Source organism: Burkholderia sp. BCC1047 (assembly GCF_902833155.1).
Taxonomy (GTDB): domain Bacteria; phylum Pseudomonadota; class Gammaproteobacteria; order Burkholderiales; family Burkholderiaceae; genus Burkholderia; species Burkholderia sola.
Genome location: NZ_CADFEH010000001.1, coordinates 311067 through 334873, shown reverse-complemented (window position 1 = coordinate 334873; position 23807 = coordinate 311067). Strand labels below are relative to the sequence as shown.

The 23807-nt window shown below is 70.6% G+C and carries 14 protein-coding genes; 2 read left to right on the top strand and 12 right to left on the bottom strand.

Annotated features, from left to right (window positions below; translation table 11 throughout):
- Positions 1 to 43: 43 nt before the first annotated feature.
- Positions 44 to 511 (bottom strand): thioesterase family protein, encoded by a 468-nt coding sequence (locus HWX55_RS01330; RefSeq protein ID WP_244140464.1) that lies wholly within the window; start codon positions 509 to 511, stop codon positions 44 to 46.
- A complete protein-coding gene (locus tag HWX55_RS01325) occupies positions 508 to 1761 on the bottom strand; it encodes an MFS transporter (RefSeq protein WP_244140463.1) in 1254 nt (417 codons plus the stop codon). Before HWX55_RS01325 ends, HWX55_RS01330 begins: the two co-directional genes overlap by 4 nt.
- Here HWX55_RS01325 and HWX55_RS35930 point away from each other — a divergent pair.
- Both HWX55_RS35930 and HWX55_RS01320 read left to right on the top strand, forming a co-directional pair.
- On the top strand, positions 1745 to 2050 hold the full coding sequence (locus tag HWX55_RS35930) for a hypothetical protein (RefSeq protein WP_208458706.1): 306 nt from the start codon (positions 1745 to 1747) through the stop codon (positions 2048 to 2050). The two genes, HWX55_RS01325 and HWX55_RS35930, sit on opposite strands and share 17 nt — an antisense overlap.
- The gene (locus HWX55_RS01320) at positions 2047 to 2895 is read left to right on the top strand and encodes an IclR family transcriptional regulator (RefSeq protein ID WP_175973346.1); all 849 of its coding nucleotides are present in this window, start codon (positions 2047 to 2049) and stop codon (positions 2893 to 2895) included. The genes HWX55_RS35930 and HWX55_RS01320 overlap by 4 nt, the downstream gene beginning before the upstream one ends.
- 63 nt (positions 2896 to 2958) lie before the next feature.
- On the opposite strand, the gene HWX55_RS01315 is transcribed toward HWX55_RS01320, so the two are convergent.
- From HWX55_RS01315 to HWX55_RS01270, 10 genes are all read right to left on the bottom strand, one after another.
- Positions 2959 to 4206 (bottom strand): RhtX/FptX family siderophore transporter, encoded by a 1248-nt coding sequence (locus HWX55_RS01315; RefSeq protein WP_175973344.1) that lies wholly within the window; start codon positions 4204 to 4206, stop codon positions 2959 to 2961.
- A gap of 22 nt (positions 4207 to 4228) precedes the next feature.
- Positions 4229 to 5740: a PepSY-associated TM helix domain-containing protein gene (locus tag HWX55_RS01310; protein WP_175973342.1), complete on the bottom strand. Its 1512-nt coding sequence runs from the start codon at positions 5738 to 5740 to the stop codon at positions 4229 to 4231.
- Position 5741: 1 nt separating this feature from the next.
- Complete coding sequence (locus tag HWX55_RS01305; RefSeq protein WP_175973340.1) at positions 5742 to 6005, bottom strand: hypothetical protein; 264 nt, start codon at positions 6003 to 6005, stop codon at positions 5742 to 5744.
- Positions 6005 to 8221: a TonB-dependent siderophore receptor gene (locus HWX55_RS01300; RefSeq protein WP_175973338.1), complete on the bottom strand. Its 2217-nt coding sequence runs from the start codon at positions 8219 to 8221 to the stop codon at positions 6005 to 6007. Before HWX55_RS01300 ends, HWX55_RS01305 begins: the two co-directional genes overlap by 1 nt.
- 115 nt (positions 8222 to 8336) lie before the next feature.
- Positions 8337 to 10100: an ABC transporter ATP-binding protein gene (locus HWX55_RS01295; protein ID WP_175973544.1), complete on the bottom strand. Its 1764-nt coding sequence runs from the start codon at positions 10098 to 10100 to the stop codon at positions 8337 to 8339.
- Positions 10100 to 11821 (bottom strand): ABC transporter ATP-binding protein, encoded by a 1722-nt coding sequence (locus HWX55_RS01290; protein ID WP_175973337.1) that lies wholly within the window; start codon positions 11819 to 11821, stop codon positions 10100 to 10102. Before HWX55_RS01290 ends, HWX55_RS01295 begins: the two co-directional genes overlap by 1 nt.
- On the bottom strand, positions 11818 to 12870 hold the full coding sequence (locus tag HWX55_RS01285) for a Gfo/Idh/MocA family oxidoreductase (protein ID WP_175973335.1): 1053 nt from the start codon (positions 12868 to 12870) through the stop codon (positions 11818 to 11820). The genes HWX55_RS01290 and HWX55_RS01285 overlap by 4 nt, the downstream gene beginning before the upstream one ends.
- On the bottom strand, positions 12867 to 18344 hold the full coding sequence (locus HWX55_RS01280; protein ID WP_175973333.1) for a non-ribosomal peptide synthetase: 5478 nt from the start codon (positions 18342 to 18344) through the stop codon (positions 12867 to 12869). Before HWX55_RS01280 ends, HWX55_RS01285 begins: the two co-directional genes overlap by 4 nt.
- Positions 18341 to 22714 (bottom strand): non-ribosomal peptide synthetase, encoded by a 4374-nt coding sequence (locus HWX55_RS01275; RefSeq protein WP_175973331.1) that lies wholly within the window; start codon positions 22712 to 22714, stop codon positions 18341 to 18343. Before HWX55_RS01275 ends, HWX55_RS01280 begins: the two co-directional genes overlap by 4 nt.
- Before the next feature lie 123 nt (positions 22715 to 22837).
- Positions 22838 to 23779, bottom strand: a complete 942-nt coding sequence (locus HWX55_RS01270; RefSeq protein ID WP_175973329.1) for an AraC family transcriptional regulator — start codon at positions 23777 to 23779, stop codon at positions 22838 to 22840.
- Positions 23780 to 23807 lie beyond the last annotated feature (28 nt).

Here is a 23807-nt window from a genome sequence, read left to right as displayed (position 1 = left end):
TTTGAAGGTGTATCGCGATGCGACCGCCGGACTGCGGCGTCGCTCAACTACCGCCGCAGCCCGCGTCAGCCTGCTGCAGATACCGGGACATCCGTTCGCGCAGCGACGCCGGCAACGGCACCGGGCGGTGCGTATCGAGCGACATCAGCACGACGGTCTGCTTCACCGTCATGCGTACTTCGTCGACGCCCTCCCGACTCACCCCGTTCACCGCCAGCACGAACTCGATCGAGCTGTTCCCGAGGCGTCCGACCGCAAGCGTGAATTCGACGTGATCGCCGAGGCGACTGGGTGCAAAAAACTCGCACTCGAGCTTGACGACGGGAATGCCCAACCGTTGCTGCCCGATGAAATGTCCGTACGGCAGTTCGAGCCCTTCGTCGAACCAGGCTTCGATGAACGCATGAAGCATCACCAGATACTGCGGATAGAAGACGATCCCGGCCGGATCGCAATGGTGAAAGCGGATGATCCGCTCGCGTCGGAATGCCGTCTCGCCATACCTGTTCAAAGTGCCTCCCCGTCCATCGCGTCACGTGCGACACCTCGCCCGATCGCCATCCATGCAATGCCGGCGCCGACGACGAGAATCACGCTCATCATCTGTAGTCCGCCCGACAGGCTTCCCGTCATGTCGCGCGTCAGGCCGATCAGCGTCGGGCTGCAGAAGCCGCCGAGAATGCCGATGCTGCTGACGATCGCGATGCCCGCGGCGGCGTGGCGCTGCGGCAAGACGGCCGACGGCACCGCCCAGAACACCACGCCGGCGCCCATCAGGAAAAAATTGGTCACGCCCAGCAGCGCCAGCGACACGGGCAGCGAGTGGCTCGCCAGCGTGGTGGCGGCCAGCGTGCAGGCCGCGATCAGCATCGACGGCACGATGTATGCGCGCCGCTGCTGCCGCGCGTCGGAGCGAGCCGCGACGATCCACGTCCCGACCGCACCGGCCGCATACGGCAGCAGCGAATACCAGCCGATCGTCGCCGGGTCGGCCACGCCGAGCCCCTTGATCAGCATCGGCAGCCAGAACGTGAATGCGTACGACCCGCAGGCAATCGCGAAATAGACGAGCCCGAGCGAATACACGCGCACGTCGGACAGCGCGTCGCGCATCACTGCCCCGCCGCCATGCTTGCCGGTGCCGCGAGGCGGCAGCGCCGCGGCGACGATGCGCTTTTCCTCGGCTGTCAGCCATGGCGCCTGTTCCGGCGTGTCGCTCAGAAGCCGGTAGCACAGCAGTCCGACGAACACCGTCGGCAGCCCTTCGAGCAGGAAGCACCATTGCCAGCCGTCGAAGCCGCCAACGCCGTTCATGCCGCGGATCAGCGTGCCCGACAGCGGACCGCCGACGACACCCGCGACCGGCAACGCGAACAGGAACGCGCCGGTCGCACGGCCGCGCCATTCGGGCGTGAACCAGTAACCGAGGTAGAGAATCACGCCGGGGAAAAAGCCCGCCTCGAACACGCCGAGCAGAAAGCGCATCACGTAAAACTGCAGCGGCGTCCGCACGAACATCGTGGCCGCCGACGTCAGCCCCCAGAGCAGCATGATGCGCAGGAACGTCTTGCGCGCGCCCATCCGCTCGAACAGCAGGTTGCTCGGTACTTCGCACAGCAGATAACTGACGAAGAAGATGCCGGCGCCGAGCCCGTAGACCGAATCGGAGAACCCCAGCGCATCCTTCATCTGCAATTGCGCGTAGCCGATGTTGATGCGGTCGAGAAACGCACACAGGTAGCCGATGAAGACCAACGGCATCACGCGCCAGATGATTTTGCGAAATACGGGGTCGGCACGGTCGGGCTGCAGTGCCCGCGGTGCGGCAATGGTCGATGGCATGTCTCGTCTCCTCTTCGATCCTGTCGCACGCTCGCGTGCGGGCAAAATCGCATGTCTGAATGTCGCGCCGAACGCGTTGTCGTTCGTTCATCGGCTGGCTCAGTGTAGTAACGCCGAAACCGTGCAACAATCCGGGAACGGCGAAAAATTCCGCCAGGCGGAAAAACTTTGCATGCCGGAAACCGGCCGCATCAGACAACGGACATGACGACGAAACGGGAAGTGAAGCGACCGGCCATGCCGGAACATGGCGGCGAGAACCAGGACCCGGCGCCCGCCCGCAGCGAGATCGTGCGCAGCACGGAACGGGTCGCGCAGATCCTCGGCGCGGTGGCGATCGGCCAGGATCAGGGGCGGCGCCTGAGTGACATCGCGGAAGAACTCGCGCTTGCGCCCGCCACCGTCCATCGCTTGCTGGCCACGCTGGTGGAACAGGGGCTCGTGGAAAAACCGGCAGGCGAGCGCCGCTATTACATCGGCCAGGAAGTGTTCCTGCTCGCGCTGTCGCGCCGCAATCGCTTTCCGGTCAGGACCATTGCGTCACCGCATCTGGACGCATTGCGCGCCAGCTTCGGCGAAACGGTTTTTCTGACCGCGCGCAATGCGCTCGACTCGGTCTGCATCGACCGACGTGCGGGCGAAAACCCCGCGAAAATCCTGTATGTGGATGTCGGCAATCGCCGTCCGCTGGGCGTCAGTATCGGCGGCATCGCGTTGATGCAGACGATGGCGCGTGTGGAATTCGATGCGCTGCTGACACGCAATGCACGGCGCTTCGCCGTATTCGGCACGACGGTGTCCGAGATTCGTGCGCGGGCCGCCCATTGCCGCCGGCACGGCTATGGATGTCTCGACGTCGACCTTCAGAATACGCACTATCGCGGCATCAGCGTGCCGATCGTGACCGATGCCGAAGAGACGATCGGCGCGATCGGCCTGGGCGCCATCGCGTCCCGCATGACCGACGGCAACATCAAGCGCTTCGTGCGCTCGATGCAGAAGCATGCGCAGCAGATCGCACAGGCTTATCAGGCGCGCGCGTCATCCGCATGACGTCGATTTTTCGACGCGCTTGCGCAAGCTTGCGCGATACGCGCCGGGCGGACGGCGTTCCCGTCACGACACCAGCGCATCGTCCCCCTTCACCGCATACGCCGCCTCGCGCCGCCGCAGCGTCATCGCGATCAGCGCCGCCAGCACCGCGAGCGCGACGCCCGTGAGAAACCCGCCGGTATAACCGACCTTCGCGGTCAGCGACAGAATCGTCGACGACGCAATCAGCTCGCCGAGATCGCGCGTGCTCTGCACGGCCGTCACGTCGGTGCCGGCCTGATCGCTGCCGCCCGCGAAACGCATGCCGGCCGTCATGATCGACACCGACGTGATGCCGGTCGCCAGCGAGCCGAGCACCGTGCACGGCCACGCCCACGACGGCGACACCGGCAGCCACCCGCTCGCCTGCGCGAACCACAGCAGCGCCGCCGCGCCCGCACAGCTCACGCCGGCCGTAAACGCGCGCCACAGGCCGAGCGCCTTCACGAGCCACGCGCCGCCGCCGCATCCGAGCACGACCGTCACGACGCCGCCCGCCATCCCGAGCATGCCGATCGCATCGAGCGACCAGCCCGCGTCGTTGAGGAACAGCTTCGACAGGCCGAAGCCCGATACGGCGGTCATCGCCGACAGCAGCGCGAGCGACAGCAGCGACCACGAACGCGGCCGCTTCGCGAAACGCACGAGGCTCGCCTCATGGTCGGGCCGGGCGCGCGCGCGATCCGCGTCGCGCGGCAAGACCCACAGCACGCAGACGAGGCTCGCGAGCGGCACGGCCGCCAGCGCGAGAAACGCGGTGGGCTGGCCGAACCGGCCGATCAGCGTCAACGTGCCGGCGCCGCCGCCGAAGAAGCCGATCATCACGCCCGCGATCTGGATCGCGTTGATCTTCGCGAGCGTGTCGCCGCTGAAATGCTCGGCGGCCATCCCGTCGTTCGCGATGTCCTGCGTCGCGCTCGCGAGCGACGCGACGGCCAGCAGCCCGACCGCCCAGCCCGCCGTCGCGACCGTCATCCCGATCTGCGCGAGGCAGACGAGACACAGCACGACGATCGTCTGCATCGGCAGCATCCAGCTGCGCCGCCGGCCGATGCGGGGCGACCAGCGATTGTCGACGACGGGCGCCCACAGGAATTTCACGACCCACGGCAGCCCGACGAGCGGCAGGAACGCGAGCGCATGAAGCGGCGCGCCGTCGTGGCGCAGCAGCGTCGGCATCGCGTCCATCGCGATGCCGATCGGGATGCCCTGTGACAGGTAAAGCAGCGTGATCGTGACGACCAGGCGGCGATGTTCGAACAGATCGCGCATCGAAGTCTCCAGTTGAATGAGGTTAAAAAGGTTCGGCGCCGGCCGGCACGCGAGCGGCCAACATCGCGTCGCGCCGCGGACGGCGCGCCGCCCGCAGCAGCAATGCGCCGAAGGCGACGAGCGCCGCGTCGATCGGCCAGTACACGGGTCTGCCCGCGCCCAGCAGCGCGATCGCGCAATGGGTCGCGCCGGCCAGCGCGTACGCGACGCCGGCCGCACGCATCAGCACGCGCAGCCATGCCGCGCGATCGGCGACACAGGCGGCGAGCGCACTCGCGCCGCCCCACACGACCCAGAACAGCAGCGCGAGCGCATGGTCGACGTGCACGCCATCGGGCAACGCACGACCGGCGAACAGCAGCACGCCGCCCGCGAGCACGAGCCCGCCGCACACGCCGACCGCGGCGGCGGCCAGCAGGTCCGCCGCACGATCGCGCTGCGCGCGCCGCCGCTCGATCCACAGATGCAGCCCCGTCGCGCACAACGCACAGGCGGCGAGCCCCATCAGGAAATGCAGCACGCGCAGCACGCCGCCCGCCGCGCCAACCCAGCCGTATTGCGCGAAATGCAGCGGCTGCACCGCGATGAACGCGCGCAGCCAGAAGCCGCGGCCGCGCGACGTCGCGTCGGCGAGCCATTGCCCGTCCGCCGCGCGATACAGGTGGCGTTCGAACACGGCCGTGCTCGGCAGGCCCGCGGTCGTACCGGCAATCTCGACGCGCGCGTTCACGTCGCCCCAGCGCTGCAACGCGACGGCTTCGGGCCGGAAATCCGGCCTGCGCACCGCATCGCGCCGCAGTAGTGCATCGAGATCGGGCGAATGCCGCCACGGACCGCCGGCCTCGACGGGCGGCGACCCGCCGAGCAGTTCGGCGAACGCACGCTGCGGTTGCCCCGGATACGCGACGCCCGCGAGCGCCACCGTGCCGAGCGCACCGAGCCCCGACAACGCGCCGGTGAACGCGAACAGCACGAGCCACGGCGTACCCCACAGGCCGATCCACGCGTGCAGGTCGAACAGCGCGATGCGCAAGCCGTGGCCGCGCCGGATGCGCGCCGCGTCGGGCCAGCGCTTGCGATGCACGACGACGCCCGCGACGATGAGCACGAGCAGCACGATGCCCCACAGGCTGACGAAGATGCGCCCGGGGAAGCCGGCGAACAGCGTCTTGTGCAGCGTGACGATCGACGTCGCCCGCGCGGCGTCGGGCAGCGGCGCGCCGGTCGCCGGATCGAGCGCGAGCGTGCACGTCTGGCGCGCGTCGCAGAAACGGATGGCCGGATCGTCCGGCCGCGGCAGCACGATACGCGCGTCGCGCAACGCGACCCCGAGCGACGCCGCACGTGCGACGAGCGCATCGAGCGGCAACGTCGGCCGCGCGACGGCGAGCGCCGGCGGCCGCCACCAGCCCTGCATCGAATCGAACGCGAGACTCCACGCGCCGCTGAACAACACGACGAACAGCACCACGCCGAACAGCGCGCCGGCGCCGCGATGCAGCGCGCGCCAGCGCGAACGCGACGAAGCGTCCATGTCAGCGCCCTCCCCACAACATCGCGCACGGCACGAGCACCGCGAGCCACGCACCCGCGCGCCAGGCGGCCTGCCGACGGCCGGGCGCGACGAGCACCCACAGCAACACGGCGACGCTCGCGGCGAGCGTCAGCAGCACGGCCGCATAGAGCCGGTTCAGGCCGTCGGCCGGGTAATGACGGGCCAGCGTGATCGCGAGCGCGGCCGCACCGGGCAGCACGCCGCCGATCGCGATCGCCGCTCGCGCACCCCAGCCGGACGCCATCAGAATTGGCCGCGCACGGTCAGCATCACGTTGCGCGGTTCCCCGTAACGGTTGTTCCAGCCCGGCTGGCTCAGGCTCAGGTAGTAATGGCGGTCGAACAGGTTGTTGACGTTGAGCGCGGCGCTCCAGTGCTTGTCGTAGCGGTAGCCGAGCCGCACGCTCGCGAGCGCGTAGCCGCCCTGACTCATCGTGACGCCGTTCGCCTGCGCCGAGTAGCTGCTCTGCACCTGCACGCCGCCGCCGATGCTCCAGCGCCGCGCCTGCCACGGCAGGTCGTAGTTGGTCCACAGCCGGAACAGGTGGCGCGGGTTCAGCAGCGGCGCGAACGTGCCCGCGTTCGCGAGATTGTCCGCATAACGCATCGTGTCGTACGTGTAGCTCGCCCACACGCTCCACCACGGCGTGATGCGGCCGTTCGCCTCGAACTCGAAGCCCTGGCTGCGCACGCTGCCGCCGTTCACGTAGTAGCAGCTCGGCCCCGCGCACGGATGCGCGAGATCGACCTGCGGGTTGTTGTCGAGATCGATGCGAAACGCCGCGAGCGACACGTCGAGCTTGCCGCCCGCCAGTTCGCCCTTCACGCCCGTCTCGTAGGTGCGCCCCTTCACCGGCGTCAGGATGCCGCCGCCCCACATCGACTTGGTCTGCGGCTGGAACACTTCCGCATAGCTCGCGTACCACGACCAGTCGCGCGCGAAATCCCAGATCAGCCCGCCGTACGGCGTGAACTGGTGGCCGGTGTTGTAGTGCGCGCCGAGGCTGTCCTGGTTCCACCAGCTCATCCGGCCGCCGAGCACGAGCGTCACGGGTTCCGCGAGCTTGATGCGGCCGAGCCCGTAGACGCCCTTCTGCGAAACGTCGTTCTGCTGCGACTGCTGGTACGGCCCGACGCCGGGCTCCGGCACGCTGCTCGGGTTCCAGCGGTACACGTTCACCGGCGTGCCGGCCACGTCGCCGAGCAGCGGCGCGGTCATCTGTCCGCTGCTGCTGTTCGCGTAGGTGAGACCGAACAGCAGGTCGTGCGTGAGCCCGAACGCATGCACCGGACCCTGCACGTTCGCATCGACGCTGCGGCTGTAGCTGCTGAACTGATACGCGGCGCCGGTCAGTCGGCCGCCGGCGCCCGTCGCCGGATCGATCGCGCCGAACGAACCCGCGTACTTCAGGTCCGAGCGCACGCTCTGGTATTCGCCGCTGACCTTCGCCTTCCAGCCGGCGCCGAGCTTCTGCTCGACCGATGCGAATGCGCGCGTCGTATCCCAGTTGAAACGGCCCCACGCGGTGTCGAGGAACGTCGAGCGCGACAGGCCGAGGCTCGATCCGTCGCGCGCCATCGGCACGCCGGACATGTCGGGCACCGACGACGTCGTCTGGTACTGCGCGCCGAACGTGAGCAGCGTGTCGCGCGTCACGTCGACTTCCGTGACGCTATAGATCGAACGCGTGTCCTGCTTCGCATGGTCGTAGAAGAAGTGGCGATCCTCGTACGCGGCGACGAGCCGGCTGCGCACCGTGCCGGCCGCATTGAGCGGGCCGCCGATGTCGGCTTCCGCGCGATAGCGGTCCCAGCTGCCCACGCTTGCGGTCGCATGCGCGGAGAACTGGTATTGCGGACGCTTGCGCACGAGGTTGACGGTCGCGGCCGGATTGCCCGAGCCGTGCAGCAGCCCGTTCGCGCCGCGCAGGATTTCCACGCGCTCGTACACCGAGATGTCCTGCGGCGCGCTCGCCATGTCGCCGATCACGACCGGCACGCCGTCGAACTCGAACGAATCGACCTTGAAGCCGCGCACGAAGTACGCGGTGGTGAGCAGCACGTAAGGCTGCACGGTCACGCCGGCCGACTGCTGCATCACCTCGTCGAGCGAGAACAGGTTCTGCTGGTCGATCCGCTCGCGCGTCGTCACGCTGACCGACTGCGGAATCTCGCGCAGCGCGAGCGGCATCTTGCCGACCGTCGCCACCGACGGATCGTCGGCCACACCCCGCGACGCATTCACCGCAATCGCCTTCAACTCGCCTTCGGCAGGCTGCGCGGTGGCCGCCTCTTCCTTGCGGACTTCCGCGCCGCCCGCCCGCGCCGCATCGGCGAACGCCGCCGCCGGATGCGCGGCGATCAGCAGGCCGAGATACAGCGACGGACGCCAGCGCCCGAAACGGACGACGCGTGCGCCCCTCATCATCGATCTCTGTGGTTCTCGTACCGCGTACCGCATTCCCCGCCCCCCGTATTTGATAATCATTCTCATTATCAATTGGAATCGGCGGGCGAATTTTCGATCGACGGGCTTTTCCTATCGATTCCGGGCACGGCGGCCCGCATTGTTCACGTCAGTACTCGGATTCGGCCGGCCGGGTTTCCGTGTCCCGGCCGGTGGGCAACGCCCCGTCGGGCGGCCGCCCGGCGCGAGCGAACGTCGCGTACCACGCATCGGTCTCGATCAGATGGGCATGCGTGCCGGTCGCCCGCACGCGGCCCGCATCGAGCACGACGATCGTGTCGGCGACCGCCGCGAGTGCCGGCTGGTGCGTGACGACGATGCGCGTGCGCTGCCCGCGCAGCGCGACGAGGGCATCGCGCACGCGCCGCGCGCTCAGCTCGTCGAGGCTCGCGGTCGGTTCGTCGAACATCAGCACCGGCGCCCGCGCCAGCAGCGCACGCGCCAGGCACGCCCGCTGGCGCTGCCCGCCCGACAGCAACTGGCCGCCCGGCCCCACGTCGGTGTCGAGGCCGTCCGGCAGGCGCTCGGCGTCGCGCAGCAGACCAACGGCATCCAGCGCGGCGCGCAATTCGGCATCGATCGCGTCGGGTCGCCCCATCCGCACGTTCCACGCGAGGCTGCCGCGAAACAGCCCGTTGTCCTGGAACACGAGGTTGCGTGTCGCGGCGAGCGTCGCCTCGCTCAGGTGCCGCACGTCGGCACGGCCGAGCAGCACGCGCCCCGTGCACGGGTCGTCGAGCCGCGCGAGCACGCCGAGCAGCGTGCTCTTGCCCGCGCCCGTCGGGCCGACGATCGCGACGAAGCCGCCCGCCGGGCAATGCAGGTCGATCCCGTCGAGCAGCGTCGCGCCGCTGGCCGACCGATAGCCGACGCGTACCGCGTCGACGCTCGCGTCGTGTACCGGCGTGCCGCGCTCGGGGCTGTCGAAACGCGGCGCGTGCAGCACCGCGAGCACCGTGTCGAGCGCGCGCCAGCCGCCGCGCAACGCCTGGTCGAGCTGCGTGAGTTGCGCGAGCGGCTCGATGAAGCGCACGAGCAGCACGAGTACCGCCACGGCCGTCGCCGCGTCGAGCCGGCCAGCCGCGACCGTCCATGCGCCGCCGAGCAGCATCGCGACGAACACGCCCTGCACCGCGCCCGCGAACCCGAGTTCGATCGGCAGCGAGCGCCGCATCAGCGCTCGCGTGCGGCGATGCTGTTCGTCGAATGCGCGCTGCAGCGCCGCGCGCGCGTCGCCTTCGCGGCCCGCGAAGCGCAGCAGCCCCTGATGCGCGGCGAAGGTCTGAAGCTGCACGGCCATGTCGCGATCGCCGGCGGCGCGCGCCTGTTCGAACGTGAGCGTGCGCGCACCGCCGCGCTCCAGCAGCGCGAACAGCAGCACGGCCGCCGCCGCGAGACACAACGCGATGCGCCAGTCGATCCATGCGAGCCCCGCGACCACCGCGAGCGGCGTGACGACCGCGCCGATCAACGGCCCAAGCAGGTGCGCGGGCATGCCCATCGCCTGCATCACCGGCCCGCGCAGCAACCCGGCCGGATGACTGTCGCGCACCGCCTGCCACAATGCGATGCGCGGCAGGTGTTGCACGAGGCGTTCGACGAGACCGACGGCCAGCGCACCGCCCGCGCGATAGCCGCGAAGTTGCGCGACGTACAGCACGAGCGCATGGCCCAGCGTCAGCGCGCCGAGCACGGCCGTCCAGTGCAGCGCGGCAGCCTGCGCGCCGGCGAACCAGGCGCGGATCAGCGGCACGAGCAGCAGCCCGCACGCGCCGTCGAGCAACGCGGCGGCCACGGCCCAGCTCACGCCGCGCCACAGCGCGCGGCGCGTGTCGCGCGGCAGGCACTGCAAACGTTTGAGCGATTGCGTCATCATGCGGCCTCCCCGCCTGCTGCGTCGCGTTCGCGCCAGAGCCGCGCATACAGCCCGTGCGCGGCCAGCAGCGCCGCATGCGTGCCGCGCTCGACGATGCGGCCGCGCGCCATCACGAGAATCTGGTCCGCATGCCGGATCGCGTCGAGATCGTGACTGACGATCACGCGCGTTCGCGTGTCGGCGCGCAATGCGTTGCGCAATGCGCGCCCGGTTTGCGGATCGAGCGCCGACGCCGGTTCGTCGAGCAGCAGCACCGGCGCGCGCGACAGCAGCGCACGTGCAATCGACAGTCGCTGCAGTTCGCCGCCGGACAGCCGGACGTCGCGACCGCACACGCAGTCGTAGCCGCCCGGCAATGCGTCGATGCGTGCATCGATACAGGCTGCCCGCGCGGCGGCGCGAATCGCGTCGCGATCGGCATCGGGCCGGTACAGCGCGATGTTCGCGGCAATCGACACATCGTCGAGCGCGGTCGCCTGCTGGAACACCATCGCGATCTGTCCGCGGCGCGTTGCCGACGCGAGCAGCCGCAGATCGGCGCCGCCGAGCCGCACCGTGCCGCGATCCGGCTCCATGAAGCGCGCGAGCAGCATCAGCAGCGTGCTCTTGCCCGCGCCCGACGGCCCGACGATCGCGGTGGTCGTGCCGGCCGCGATCGTCGCGTCGATGTCGCGCAGGATCGGCTCGCCGTCGATGTCGACCTGCACGCCGCGCAGTTCGATCGATGCATCGCGCGGCGCCTGTGCCGCGCCGTCGGCAGGTTCCTGCAAGCCCGGCTGCGCGAGCAACGCATCGAGCCGCGCGGCGGCCGCGCGTGCCTCGCGCAACGCATCGGCGCCGTGACCGAGCGCGCGCACCGGCGCCGCGACCGCCCAGATCAGCAGCGCGAACGCGCACAGCGTGCCGACCGGCAACTGCCCGGCCGTCAGCCACGTCGCGCCGAACACGACCCACGCGAGCAGGAACGGCGTGCCGAGCAGCACCTGCGTGCAGGCGCCGAGGCCGCCGATGCGGCCGACCCACGCCGAGAACGCGTGCGAGAAATTCCCGGCCGACGCCAGCGCGGCCGCCTCGATGCCGGCGCCCGGATATTGCCGCACGAGCGCCGGATTCTGCGCGAGCTGCGCGTAGTCGCCCATCAGCCGTTCGAGCGCCGCGTTGCGCGCCGCGAAGGCCGGCGCGAATCGGGCCGACCGCATCCAGCGGAACAGCGCCGCACCGGCGACGAGCGGCACGAGCGCGAACGCGAGCAGCGCCGGATTCAGGTAAAGCAGGCACGCGAGCGCCGCGCACGGCACCACGACGAGCTGCGTGAGATCGGCCGGTGCATGCGCGACGAGCTGGTGCAGCGCGCGCACGTCCTGGTCGACATGGCGCGCGATGCGGTCGCTGCCCGATCGTGCGAACCAGCCGAGCGGCAAACGCTGCAGATGATCGGCGAGGCGCTTGCGCAGGCGGTCGCCGAGATCGGCGTCGACGCGGTGCGTCAGGTGCAGCGCGACCGTCTGGCCGCCCAGCCAGCATGCGCCGGCCGCCGCGGCCGCGACGAGCCAGCCGCGCGCCGCCGCGTCGAGCTGCGCCGTCGCGCGCCACGCGTCGGCGAGATGCGCGAGCGCAAGCCAGGGCACGAGCGACGCGACGCCGGCCAACGCCTGCAGCGCCACCGCCGTGACGAGCGGCACCGCGAACGGCCGCAACATCGAAAGCAGCCCCTTCATGCGGCACGCTCCAGCAGCATGCCGAGCGTCGCGGCGCGCGCATCGCCCGGCGGCTGCTCCGGAAAACCGAGTTGCGCGGTCAATTGCTGCCAGACACGCGCCACGTCGATACCGCGCTGGTTGCACGCGTGCAGCCCTTCGCCGGACACGAGCCGGTCGACCGCGCGCACGGCCGCCTGCGGCCAGCAGCGCGCGTGAATGTCGGCCCACGTGTCCTGTGCGTCGTCGCAGATCTGGATGCTCGGCATGGCGTCGCCGGCCGGCTCGCCGAAAATCGGGAACAGGCCGTTTTCATCCATCGCCGGCTCGCGCAGCGCGGGCGCCCACCACAGCGGGCCGTGCGGCGACGCGAGCGTCCACGTGCCGGCGTCGGTCGTCAGCGTGATGCCGAACAGCAGGCTCATCCGGCCGTCGTCGGCCGCCGCCATCTCGTTGTGCACGCGCAGCGACACCGGCGTTTCGGCGAGCACCATCGCGCATTCGCGCATCGACGACAGCGCCGGCCCGATCGGTTCGACCGACCACGGCCCGACGCCCTGCAACGCGGCCGCGAGCACGTCGAGCGCCGCGTAGCTCGCCTGCACCGAGCACACGACATCCGCATGCACCGGCGCGCTCGTCTCGCGCAGCCGTCGCGCGACCGCGATGAAGCGCGCGACGACCGGCAGGTTCGGATAGAAGCTGTTGAGCAGGCAACGGCGCCCCTCGCGCGACGCGGTGCGCAGCACGCTGTCCCATTCGTCGGGCAGCAGCGGATGCTCGATCACGACGTCGATCCCGCGTTCGAGCAGCCGGCACGCGAGCGCTGCGCCCTGCTCGCCACGCGCCGCGCCGCCGACGGCGACGCAGGCGACACGCACGTCGTCCGGCAACGCGTCGACGCGGTCGAACACCGGCGCCCCGACGCGCGCGGCCAATGCCGCCGTGCGCGTGCTGCCCTGCCCGAGGATGCCGACGACGCGATACGAACCGGATGCCGCGAGGCCCGCCGCATAGAACTGACCGAAACGGGAGCCGGCCACGACGACCGGCAGCGGATGGACCTTCATCGTGCCTCCTTCAGGCGGGTATCGACGAACGCGGCGTTCAGGCAGTCGAAATGACCGCCGGGGATATCGACGGCGGTGATGCCGCCGAGCGCCTGCGCCGTCCAGTAGTCGGTGAGCGCCGCGCGCTGCTGCGGAATCAGCGGATTGCAGCGCTCCGGCACGAACAGCCGCAACGCGCCCGCATACGGCGCATCGCCGGCCCAATGGCACGCCTGCACCGAATGCATGAAGAGCCGGTAGAGCCGCTCGCGCTCGTCGAGCAGCGGATGCGCGAGCGCGTCCTGCATCGACAGGCCGGCCGCCGCGCGCAACACACGGTCGCGCAGCACGTCGAGCGGCTCGCAGCGATCGCCGAAGATTTCGAGCTGCGCCTGCAAGCTGCCGGGCGCGAGCCGCGCGGGGTCCGCCTTCAACGCGTCGGCGAGCGCGTCGGCCAGCACGTACGTCTCCGGAAAACCGAGCGCGTCGAGCGGCAGCCCGAGCGTCGCCGCGAAGTTGAACAGCACAAGGCGTTCGTCCTCGATCAGGTAAGGAATCCGGTAGCTCGACACGATGTCGAGCGTGCGCACCGCGACGCTGAGTTGCACCAGCGACTTCGCCATCTCCAGCGCGATCAACCCGCCCGAGCAATAGCCGAGCACGTCGACCTCGCGCACGCCGCTGCGCCACAGCGCCTCCGCATAACGCCGGCCGAGCGTCGCGTTCAGGTGCCGCGCCGGCAGGTCGAGATAGTCCTGCGCGTCGCGCACCGCGAAGCCGAGCACCGGGCCGAGCCGTGCGAGCGCGGGAAGCACCGGACGATACGCATGCACGGTGCCGAGCCCTTCGTGCACGATCACGCGCGGCACGCCGTCGCCCGGCGCGAGTGGAATCGGCCGCACGCCGGCGCGCACGCGCGGCGCCGGCGCATGAACGACCGTCGAAGCACGCGGCGCGCGCGAGGCGGCAGGCGCGGCCGTCGGCGGCGCGCTCGCCGGCTGCTCGCCCGCGTCGCGCAGGCATTGCGCGAACGCGGCCGGCGTCGGCTGCGCGAGCACCCAGCGCAGCAGCCGGTCGAACGGATGCGCATGTGCGAGCGGTTCCTCGCCGCGCAGCCGCGACACGAGTTGCGCGATCAACAGCGAATCGCCGCCCGCGGCGAAGAAGTCCTGATCCGGCGAGACGTCGCGCATATCGAGCACGGTTTCCCACAAACCGATCAGTCGCGCCAGCAGCGGATCGGCGGCTGGCGTCGCCACCGGTCGGACCACCGCCGGCGCCGGCTCGCGGATATCGGCGATGCCGGCCAGCGTACGGCGGTCGATCTTGCCGTTCGCGGTCACCGGCAAACGTTCGAGCACGCGCAGTTGCGACGGCACCATGTAGCCCGGCACGCGCTCGGCGACGAACGCCAGCAGCGCATCCGGCGCGATGCGCGCCGCGCCGCGCTTCACGTGGGCAAGCAGGATGTCGTAGCCGAGCGCGGCGAGCGGCGTGTCGGGCGCGACGCAACCGAGCGCGCGATCGCCCGCTTCGGCCTGCAGCCATTCGAGCCACTGCGCGTGCGGCACGAACAACCGTGCCGATGCGGCCCGCGCGTCGTCCGGCGTCTCCATCATCAGCGCCTGGCTGATGCTGATTTCCGGATGCTCGGCCGTCAGCTCCTGGATCACCCACCACGCGTCGGCGGCCGACAGCGCGCGCAATCCGGCGATCAGCGCGACCGTATCGCGCGCATTGTTCAGCGCGCCGGAGCTGATCGTCAGGTCGACCGAATGCGGCGCAATGCCCTGCGCGTCGCAGCGCGCGTTCATGTCGAAGCGCACGAAGCGCATCCACGGATACGCGGCGAAACGCTCGCGCGCGGCCGCGAGGAAGTAGCTCGACACGTCGCTGAACAGGTAATCGATGCGCGTCTCGGCTTCGACCAGCGGCGCGAGCGCGTCGACGATCGCGCGCGTCGCGGCGGCCGTGCCCGCACCGATCTCGAGGATGCGCCACGCGCGCTGCGGCTCGCGCTCGATCACCGCGCGCACGGCCTGCGCCATCCCGCGATGCAGCGCGCGGGCATGTTCGCCGTCGCTGTACATCGCTTCGGCGATATGCGGAGCACCTTCCGGGAACATCAGGCCGGCCGGCGATACGCTGCCGTCGATCTGCGCGTCGAGACATCCGGCGCTATCGCGGAAGTAGTCGACGAGCACGGCCGGCCACAGCTCGGGCGACGCGTGTTGCGCGAATGCGTCCCAGCAGGCAAGCGCGTCGACGATGTGCGCGTCGGGCCGCATGCGCCAGCCGTCGTCGGCGTCCGCATCCAGCACGCGATGCGCGACCAGCATCGCGAGCCAGTGGCGCAGCAGATGCCGTCGTGCCGCCGGCACGCGCAGCCGCTCGCACAGCGTCGCGAAACCGGTCGAGCCGTCCGTCGTCAAGCCGCCGGCCGGCACGATCCACGCGGCGAGCGACGCCACGCATGCCGTTTCGAGCTGCGCGACCGAACGCGACACGTCCGCCTGCGTGGGCCAATGCGCGGCGTCGAATGCCGCACGCACCTGCGTCGCTACGTCATGCAGCGCATCGTCCTGCGCCGACGGCGGCGCTTCCGCGCCCTGCAGCGACACGAAGCTCGCGAGCCGGCGCTCCGCGCCGTCGCCGAGCACGATCGTCGCGGCCGCGCCGACGAGCGGATGCGCGGTCAGCGCCGCGTCGATCTCGGCCAGTTCGATCCGGTAGCCGCGGATCTTCACCTGATCGTCCTGCCGCCCGAGGAATTCGAGCGAGCCGTCGGCGCGCACGCGACCGAGATCGCCGGTGCGATAAAGCCTGCGTCCGTCCGGATGACGGATGAAGCGTTCGGCCGTCCGCACGGGATCGTTCGCATAGCCCGTTGCGAGCCCGACGCCGCCGATATGGATCTCGCCGCGCACGCCGGGCGGGCACGGCCGACCGAGTGCGTCGAGCACCTCCATCGTCTGCCCTGTCAGCGCGCGGCCGTACGGAATGCTCGCGAGCTGCGTGTCTTCGGGGCGGATCGGATGCTCGATCGACCAGATCGACGCTTCGGTCGCGCCGCCCAGGCTGAACAGCGCGCTGTCGGGCCAGCGGCGCCACCAGCGGGTCGGCAGCGTCACCGGAATCCAGTCGCCCGACCACAGCACGCGACGTGGGCCCGGCACGTCGAGCGCCGGTTCGCCTTCGAGGTAGTCGATCAGCATTTGCCCCTGCGCGGGCACCGAGTTCCATAGCGTCACGCGATAGCGCGCCATCAGTTCGGCCCAGTGCGACGGATCGTTGCCGCGCGCCGGATCGGGCAGCACGATGCATGCGCCGCGCGCGGTTGCACCGAAGCAGTCGTAGACGGACAGGTCGAAGCTCAGTTCGGCCAGGCCCAGCACCACGTCGCCCGCGCCGACCGCATGCCGCGCGCTGATGTCGGCGAGCGTGTTGCACACCGCCGCGTGGCTCAGCATCACGCCCTTCGGCTCGCCAGTGGAACCCGACGTGTAGATCACGTAGGCCAACGCATCGGGGGCGACGTCGCACGCGGCGCGCGGCGGCCATTGCGGATCGATCGGCAACGCATCGATATCGATGCGCACGCAACCATCGTGTTCGAATGCGAGCGCCTGTATGCTGACGACCGCACGTACCCGCGCATTGCGCAGAATGGCCTGCTGCCGCAGCGCCGGCTGGCGGCTGTCGACCGGCACGTACGCGGCGCCCGCCTGAACGATCGCGAGCACGGCCGCGAGCTGGTGCGCGCACTTCGGCATCAGCACCGCGACGGTGTCGCCCACGCCGACACCGGCCTGTTCCAGCGCCGTACGCAGCGCCGCCGCGTGTTGCGCGACGTCGCGGTACGTGCGCGCCCCCTGCGCGTCGATCACGACCGGCGCATCGGGCGTACGCAACGCCTGCGCGGCGAAACCGGCCGCGATATGCGTATCGGCATCCGGATGCACGTCGGCGACCGGCGCAGCGGACGGCAGCACGATGTCGCCCGCACGCGACCACCATGCGGCATCGTCGGCCAGCCGGCCCAGCAGCGCGACATACGCATCGAACATCGCGGCCGGCATGCCGTCCGGAAACAGGTCGTCGCGTACGTCCCAGCCGATTTCCAAGCCGCCGAACTGGTCGGTCACCTGGCAGTCGAGCCATACCTGCGGCGTCTGGCTGATCATGGTGCGCGGCGGTTCGGCGCGAGTCGCCTGCTCGCCGAGCAGGCGCCCGACGCTGCCGATCCCGCTCGTGAACACCACCGGCATCAGCGCCGCCTCCTTGCCGCGCCGCCGCGCGAGTTCGCGCATCACGTCGACGCCAGTGAACGCGCGATGGTCGAGATCGTCGAACATCCGCGCGCCGATCGTGCGGGCGCGCTCGGCGAAATCGCGCCCGTGCGTCGTATCGACGGCGAGCAGGCTCAGTGCGGTGAAATCGCCGAGCACCGCATCGATGCGCGGATGCACGGGCGGACGGTTCAGCACCGTCAGGTTCAGGCAGAACGCCGGCGCCTGGCTCCAGCGGCCGACGACCTCGGCGAACGCGGCCAGCGCGACGCTCGCCGCGCTCAGCCCGAAACGGCTCGCATGGCCGCTCAGCGCGGCCCATTGCGTGCGATCGAGCCGCGCATGCCGATGCGTGAAGCGCGGCGGCGCGCCGGTGTGCAGCACGGGCACGACCGGCAAATCGGGACGCGCGGGCAGCGCGTCGATGCGAGCGAGCCACCACGCCTTGTCGCGCGCATGGTCGGCCCGCGTGCCGGCCTGTGCTTCATGCATCACATAGTCGCGAAACGTCGCATCGAGCGGCGCGGGCCGCCATTGCGGATCGTCGTAACGACGCCGCCATTCGGCGAGCAGCAATTGCAGGCTCGCGTAGTCGATCAGCGTGAAATCCACGGACAGGTGCAGCACCGCGACGTCCGGCCCGACGCTCACTTCCGGCTGCAGCACCGGCCAGCGGTCGAGTGCATGCACCGCATGATCGAGGCGCTCGCGCACGCGGTTCAGGTGTGCGTCGAATGCGTTCGCGTCGGCGTCGCGCAGGTCGTGCACGATGAGCGGCTGCCACGGCACGTCGGGCAGCACGCGCTGCCATGCGTTGTCCTCGACGATCGCGCGCAGCATCGGATGGCGCGCGACGCATGCATTCCAAGCGGCTTCGAAGCGCACGCAGTCGAGATCCTTCGGTTCGTCGTATTCGACGTATAGATGGCATGCGCTGCCGCCGAACTCGAACGATGCGTGGCGGCCCAGCACATACGCGGCCTGCACCGGCGTCAGGGCGAACCGTTCGTACTGGCGCGCCGGATCGCTGCGCCATGCGCCGTCCTGAAGGAAGCGGACGAACGCGTCGCGTTCGGCCTTGATGCGCGCGGCGAGATCCGCATCGAGCGCGCCGGCCGGTGCGCGATAGCGCAACTGGCCGCCGTCGTCGCACCATAGTTCGATCTGCCGTTCGCGGCAGAGATCGAGCACGTCGTCGAAGCTCACAGCACGCCCTCCTCGATCGTCGCGACCGATGCGTCGCTGTCGGCGGGCGCCGCCGGCGTCAGTTCGTCGAGCTGCGCCGCGAGACCGGCCAGCGTCGGCTGCCGGTAGAACGCGGCCATCCCGATCCGCACGCCGAGCCGCTCGCGCAGTTGCGCGAGCAGGCGCGTCGCGAGCAGGCTGTCGCCGCCGAGCGCGAAGAACGTCGCGTCGCGCGCGTTCGCCGCGCGGCCGAGCGCCTGTTCCCAGCAGGCCAGCAATATCGCGTGCCGTTCGTCGGTCGGCACGAACGCGTCGTGCGCGGCCGGTGCGTCGCCGAGTGCGCGCGCGAGCGCATCCCCGACTGCGCGGCGGTCGATCTTGCCGTTCGCGTTGAGCGGCCAGCGCGGCACGCACCACAGCGCATCGGGGCGCATCGCGTCGGGCAACCGGTCGCGCAGCCAGTCGGCGAGCGCCGCCTGCTCGATCGGCTCGCCGACCCGGCGCGCCTCGATGCAGACGAACGCCGTCGAGCGCCAGCTCCGCGCATCGAGCGCGAAACCGCAGGCGTGGGCGGTTGCCGCGAGCGCATCGCCGGCGAACGGCCGCGGCGGCGACGCATCGCCCGCGACGCTCGCGACGAGTTCGCGCAGCGGCGAATCGCGCAGCACGTCGGCGAGCAGCAGGCGGCCGTCGGGCGCAAGCAGCGCAGCCGCGATCCGGAACGTGTCGCGCGGATCGTCGCGCAGATGCGCGGCCGCGAAACTGATCACGCAATCGAATGCGCCGAGATGGCGTGCGGGCAGCAAGCCGTCCTGCATCGGCTGAAGCGCCGGCATCGTCCGGGCGAAGCGGGCCTGGGCGGTGTGCAACAGGCCCGGCGACACGTCGAACAGCGTCACGTCGAAGCGTGGATCGTCGAGCACGCCGAGCCCGGCATCGAGCGGCTGCCCAGCGCGGACGTCGAGCACCGCGACACGCAATGCGCGTTCGTTTGCCGCGGCCTGTGCGTCCAGCGCGCCCGCAAATTCGCGCAGTGCGCGCGCGCCGTCCGGCAAACGCGTCGCGAACGCGAGCGGCGCCACGCACGGGTCCAGCGGCACGCGCTGCGCGGCGGTGTCGGGCTCGGCGGCGAACGCGCGCAGCGCTGCCGTCAGGTCGTCGAGATCGGTGGCCTGCCAGTCGAGTCGATCGAGCGCATCGTCGATGGCAATCGATGCGTCGCCCTTCGCGTGCCAGTGCGCACGCAGCGACGGCGGCAAGCCCGCGTCGCCGTCGCGCAACCGGCCGGCAACGGCATGCGCGATGGCCGCTTCCGCCGGCATCGTGTCGGCCATGCCGGCTTCCGCGAGCGACGACGGCGCGGTGTCCGATGCTGCGCAATCGGCCGGCACGAACGCCGCGACGATGCGCGCGGCCTCGCCGTGGACGACGCTCGCGCACGCGCCGTCGATCCGCGGATGCGCGGCCAGCGCCGCCTCGATCTCGCCGAGTTCGATCCGGTGCCCGCGCACCTTCACTTGCCGATCCTCGCGCCCGAGGAATTCGAGTGTCCCGTCCGGCCAGTAGCGGCCCCGGTCACCGGTGCGATACCAGCGGCCCGACGCGTGCTGCACGAAACGCTGCGCGGTCAGCTCGGGATCGTTCCGGTAGCCGCGCGCGAGACTGTCGCCGCCGATCAGCAATTCGCCCGGCACGTAATCGGGCGCATCGCGCCCGTCGGCATCGACGACGCGATACGCCTGCCCCGGCAACGGCCGCCCATACGGAATCGAACGCCAGTGCGGCGGCACGTCGCGCACCGTCTGCACGTTCGACCAGATGCCGGCCTCGGTCGCGCCGCCGAGCGCGTGGAACGCACACGCGTCGCCGCAGCGCTCGCGCAGGCGCGCCGGCAGGTCGAGCGCGATCCAGTCGCCGGACAGCAGCGCCGCGCGCACGCTGCGGCACGCGTCGCGCGCCGCCGGCACGGCGAGCGCCATTTCCAGCAGCGCGGGCGCCGAGTTCCACAGCGTCACGCGGTGCTGCGCGATCAGGTCGATCCAGCGTGCCGCATCGCGCGCTTCGTCCTGCGTCGGCAGCACGAGTTCCGCACCGGCGCCCAGCGCGCCGAACAGGTCGTACACCGACAGGTCGAAATCGAGCGCCGACACCGCGAGCAGCCGATCGTCCGCGCGCACGCCGAGCAGCGCATCGATCGCGTCGATCGTGTTCAGCGCCGCCGCGTGCGTCATCTCGACACCCTTCGGCACGCCCGTCGACCCGGACGTGTAGATCACGTAGGCCGTCGCCTGCGGCGCGACTGCAAGCGGCGCGGCCAGCGGCGCATGTCGCAGCAGCGCGGCGACGCCGACGTGCGGCAGCGGCCCGTCCGCGCACGCGGTGTCGCCGATCACGGCCTTCACGCCCGCCGCACGCTCGATCAACGCCTTGCGCGCGACCGGCTGCGCGATGTCGAGCGGCACGTAGCACGCGCCGGCAGCCAGCACGCCGAACACGGCCGCGACCTGCGCGGGCCCGCGCGGCAGGCTGATCTCGACCGCATCGCCGTGGCCGATCCCGGCCGCCCGCAACCCGCCCGCGATCGCGAGCGCCTGCGCGGCCAGTTCGCCGCGCGTCACCGCGCGGTCGCCGCATCGCACTGCGACGGCAGCCGGCTCGCGTGCGGCCAGCGCGAAGAAATCGTGATGCAGCGTGCGCGGGCGGCCAGGGGCCGGCAACGCGTTGAGCGCATCGCGCACGCGCCGCTGCGCGGACGGCAGCTCGACCGCGATCGGCAGCCGCCAGTCGCGATCGCACAGCGCCTGCACGAACGCGACATACGCGCCGAACATCGCGTCGATCATCCCGTCCGGGAACAGGCCGTCGACGCTGTCCCACGCGAGCAGCGCGCCGCCCGCCACGCGATAGAGCTGATGGTCGAGCCACACCTGCGGCGTCTGCGAAATCATGTCGTGCAGATCGCCGAACACCTGCGCGAACGCCTCGGGCACGAACGAGTCGTCGCCGAGATTGCACGAAAACACGACCGGCGCCGCGCGCGGCGTGCCCTGCCGACGCGCATCGCGCAGCACGTCGAGCGCCGGATACGCGGCGTGCGCGATCGCACCGTGCAGCCGCTGCTGGAACGCGCGCACCGCGTCGGCCGCGCTCGCATCGGCGCGCACGTCGCATTCGACGAGCAACAGCGTCGTGAAATCGGCGATCACGCGGCCCAGATCGGGCGCATCGCCGTGCCGGTCGAACAGCGGCACGTTGAGCAGGAATGCGTGCCGGCCGCTCCAGCGCGCGAGCACCGCCGCGAACGCCGCGCCGAACACCGACGACAGCGTGACGCCATGCTGCGCGGCGCGCGCCTGCAGACGCGTCAACTCGTCCGTGCTCAGCGTGTGCGCCACGCGGCTGAAACGCGGCGCGCGGATCGTTTCCGGCGCACGGGCGAGCGGCAGCGCCGGCCCTTCCGGCAGCGTCGCGAGCCGCGCGTGCCATGCGTCGCGCGCCGCGGCCCGCGCCTCGCGCGTATCGGCCGCGCGACGCGCGAGCCAGGCCGGGAACCACGTCGACGGCGCATCCGGCAGCGCCGACGGCTCGGCATACGCGACGCCGATCTCGTGCATCAGCAGCCGCACGCTGTCGACATCGGCCGCGAGCAGGTCGACGCTGAGCCACACGCGATCCTCACCGCCGGGCATCTGCACGAGCCCGATCATGAACACTTGCGCGTGCTCGACATCGAGACATTCGTGCGAGCGGAACGCGCGCAGCGACGTCCACTCGGCGTGCGCATCGGCATCGGTCTTGTCGCGCCAGTCGGCGTACGCGAACACCGGTGCGTCCGACTCGGCGAGGATCTGCTGGCGGCCGCCGTCGAAACGCGCGCGCAGCATCGGATGACGCTCGCGCACGCGCCGGCACGCGATGTCGAGACGAACGGAATCGATCGCGCGGCTGCGGAATTCGAGGAACGCGTGGCAGCTCACGTTGCCGAGCACCTCGCCGTCGCCGCGGCCGAGCCAGTACGCCTGCTGCACCGCGGACAACTCGAACGGCGCATGCACGTCGACCGCTTCGGGAGCAGCGGCGGCTTCCGCCCGCGCGATACGCGGCGCATTCGCGAGCAACGCAGTCCACGCGCCGAGCGTCGGCGTGCGTGCGAGCGCGTCGAACGTCAGCACATGGCCGAGCCGGTTCACGCGCGTTTGCAGATACATCAGCCGGATCGAATCGAGGCCGCAGCTCAGCAGGTCCTCGTCATCGTCGAGCGACGCGATCTCGTCGACGGATTCGTCGAGCAGCTCGGCGATCAGCGCGACGAGCCGTGCGCGAAAGTCAGGGGGAGCACAACAGGAAGGATCGGAATGGTCGGTAATGGAATCGACAACGGTCTGGCTCATGGGCACGCCTTGTATGGGTCGTTCGACGGCGGGTCCGCGCGGCGGCGGCCACCTGTGAATGAGAATCTATCTCATTAACACCCATGAGCCCGGTCGATTCCTTTAGGCTGCCGGTCAGTTGTTTTAGATCGCCGCGCCCGCCCGTTCGTGGTCGTCGATCGCGTTCGACGACACGCGGATATCGCTCGGCGAAATGCCGTAGCGCTTGCGGAACGCGATCGAAAAATGCGCGGGGCTGTAGCCGACGCGGTACGCGACGGTCGACACGTTCGCATCCTCCGCGCACAGCATCGCGTGCGCGGTCCGCAGCCGGTATTCCTGCAGATACGCGTACACGCTCGTGCCGAATACCTTGCGGAAGCCGGCCGTCAGCTTGCGCGAATTCATCCCGACGCGGCTCGCGAGCGCGTCGAGCGTCGGCGGATGCTGAAGCTCGCGCGTCAGGATGTCGCTCGCCGCGTACACGCGCTCGACATCCGACGACGTGACGCGCACGTCGGCCGGCGCCGATTGCCGCTGCGTGGCCAGCAACTGCGCGCTCAGCGCGGTCAGCTCGAATGCCTTCGCCTTCAGGTAGTACTCGCGCACCGCGCCCTCGAACGGGCAGGTGGCGATCTGCACGGCGAGCGCCTGCAGCGCCTTCGACGCCGGGCAACTGACGATGCGCGGATCGCCGCCCGTCGGCGCGAGCATCTTCTCCGGCAGCAGGCTCAGGTTGCGATCGAGCGCGTCGAGGCCGAGCTGCACGATCGTGTAGCGCAGCGGCACGTCGCGATCGTAGATCTGGTGCGTCGTGAATTCGCCGTCGTTGGCGATCACGCACAGGCCCGGCCCCTTGATGCATTGCTCGGGCTGGCCCGGCACGCGGCAGCGTAACTGCCCGCTCTGCACGAGGACGAGCTTCAGCCCTTTTTCGAGCGGCTCCTCGTACCAGTCGCGGCTGTCCGAGCACAGCGTGCCGCTCATGAGTTTCATGCCCGCGTCGATGTGCACCACGCCCGGATGATTGCCGGGCACGAGCACCGGCGGGTGACGTCGTGACGAAGCGAAGGAAGTCGATCTCATCGGAGGTCCGTTGGTGAGGCGGCACGTG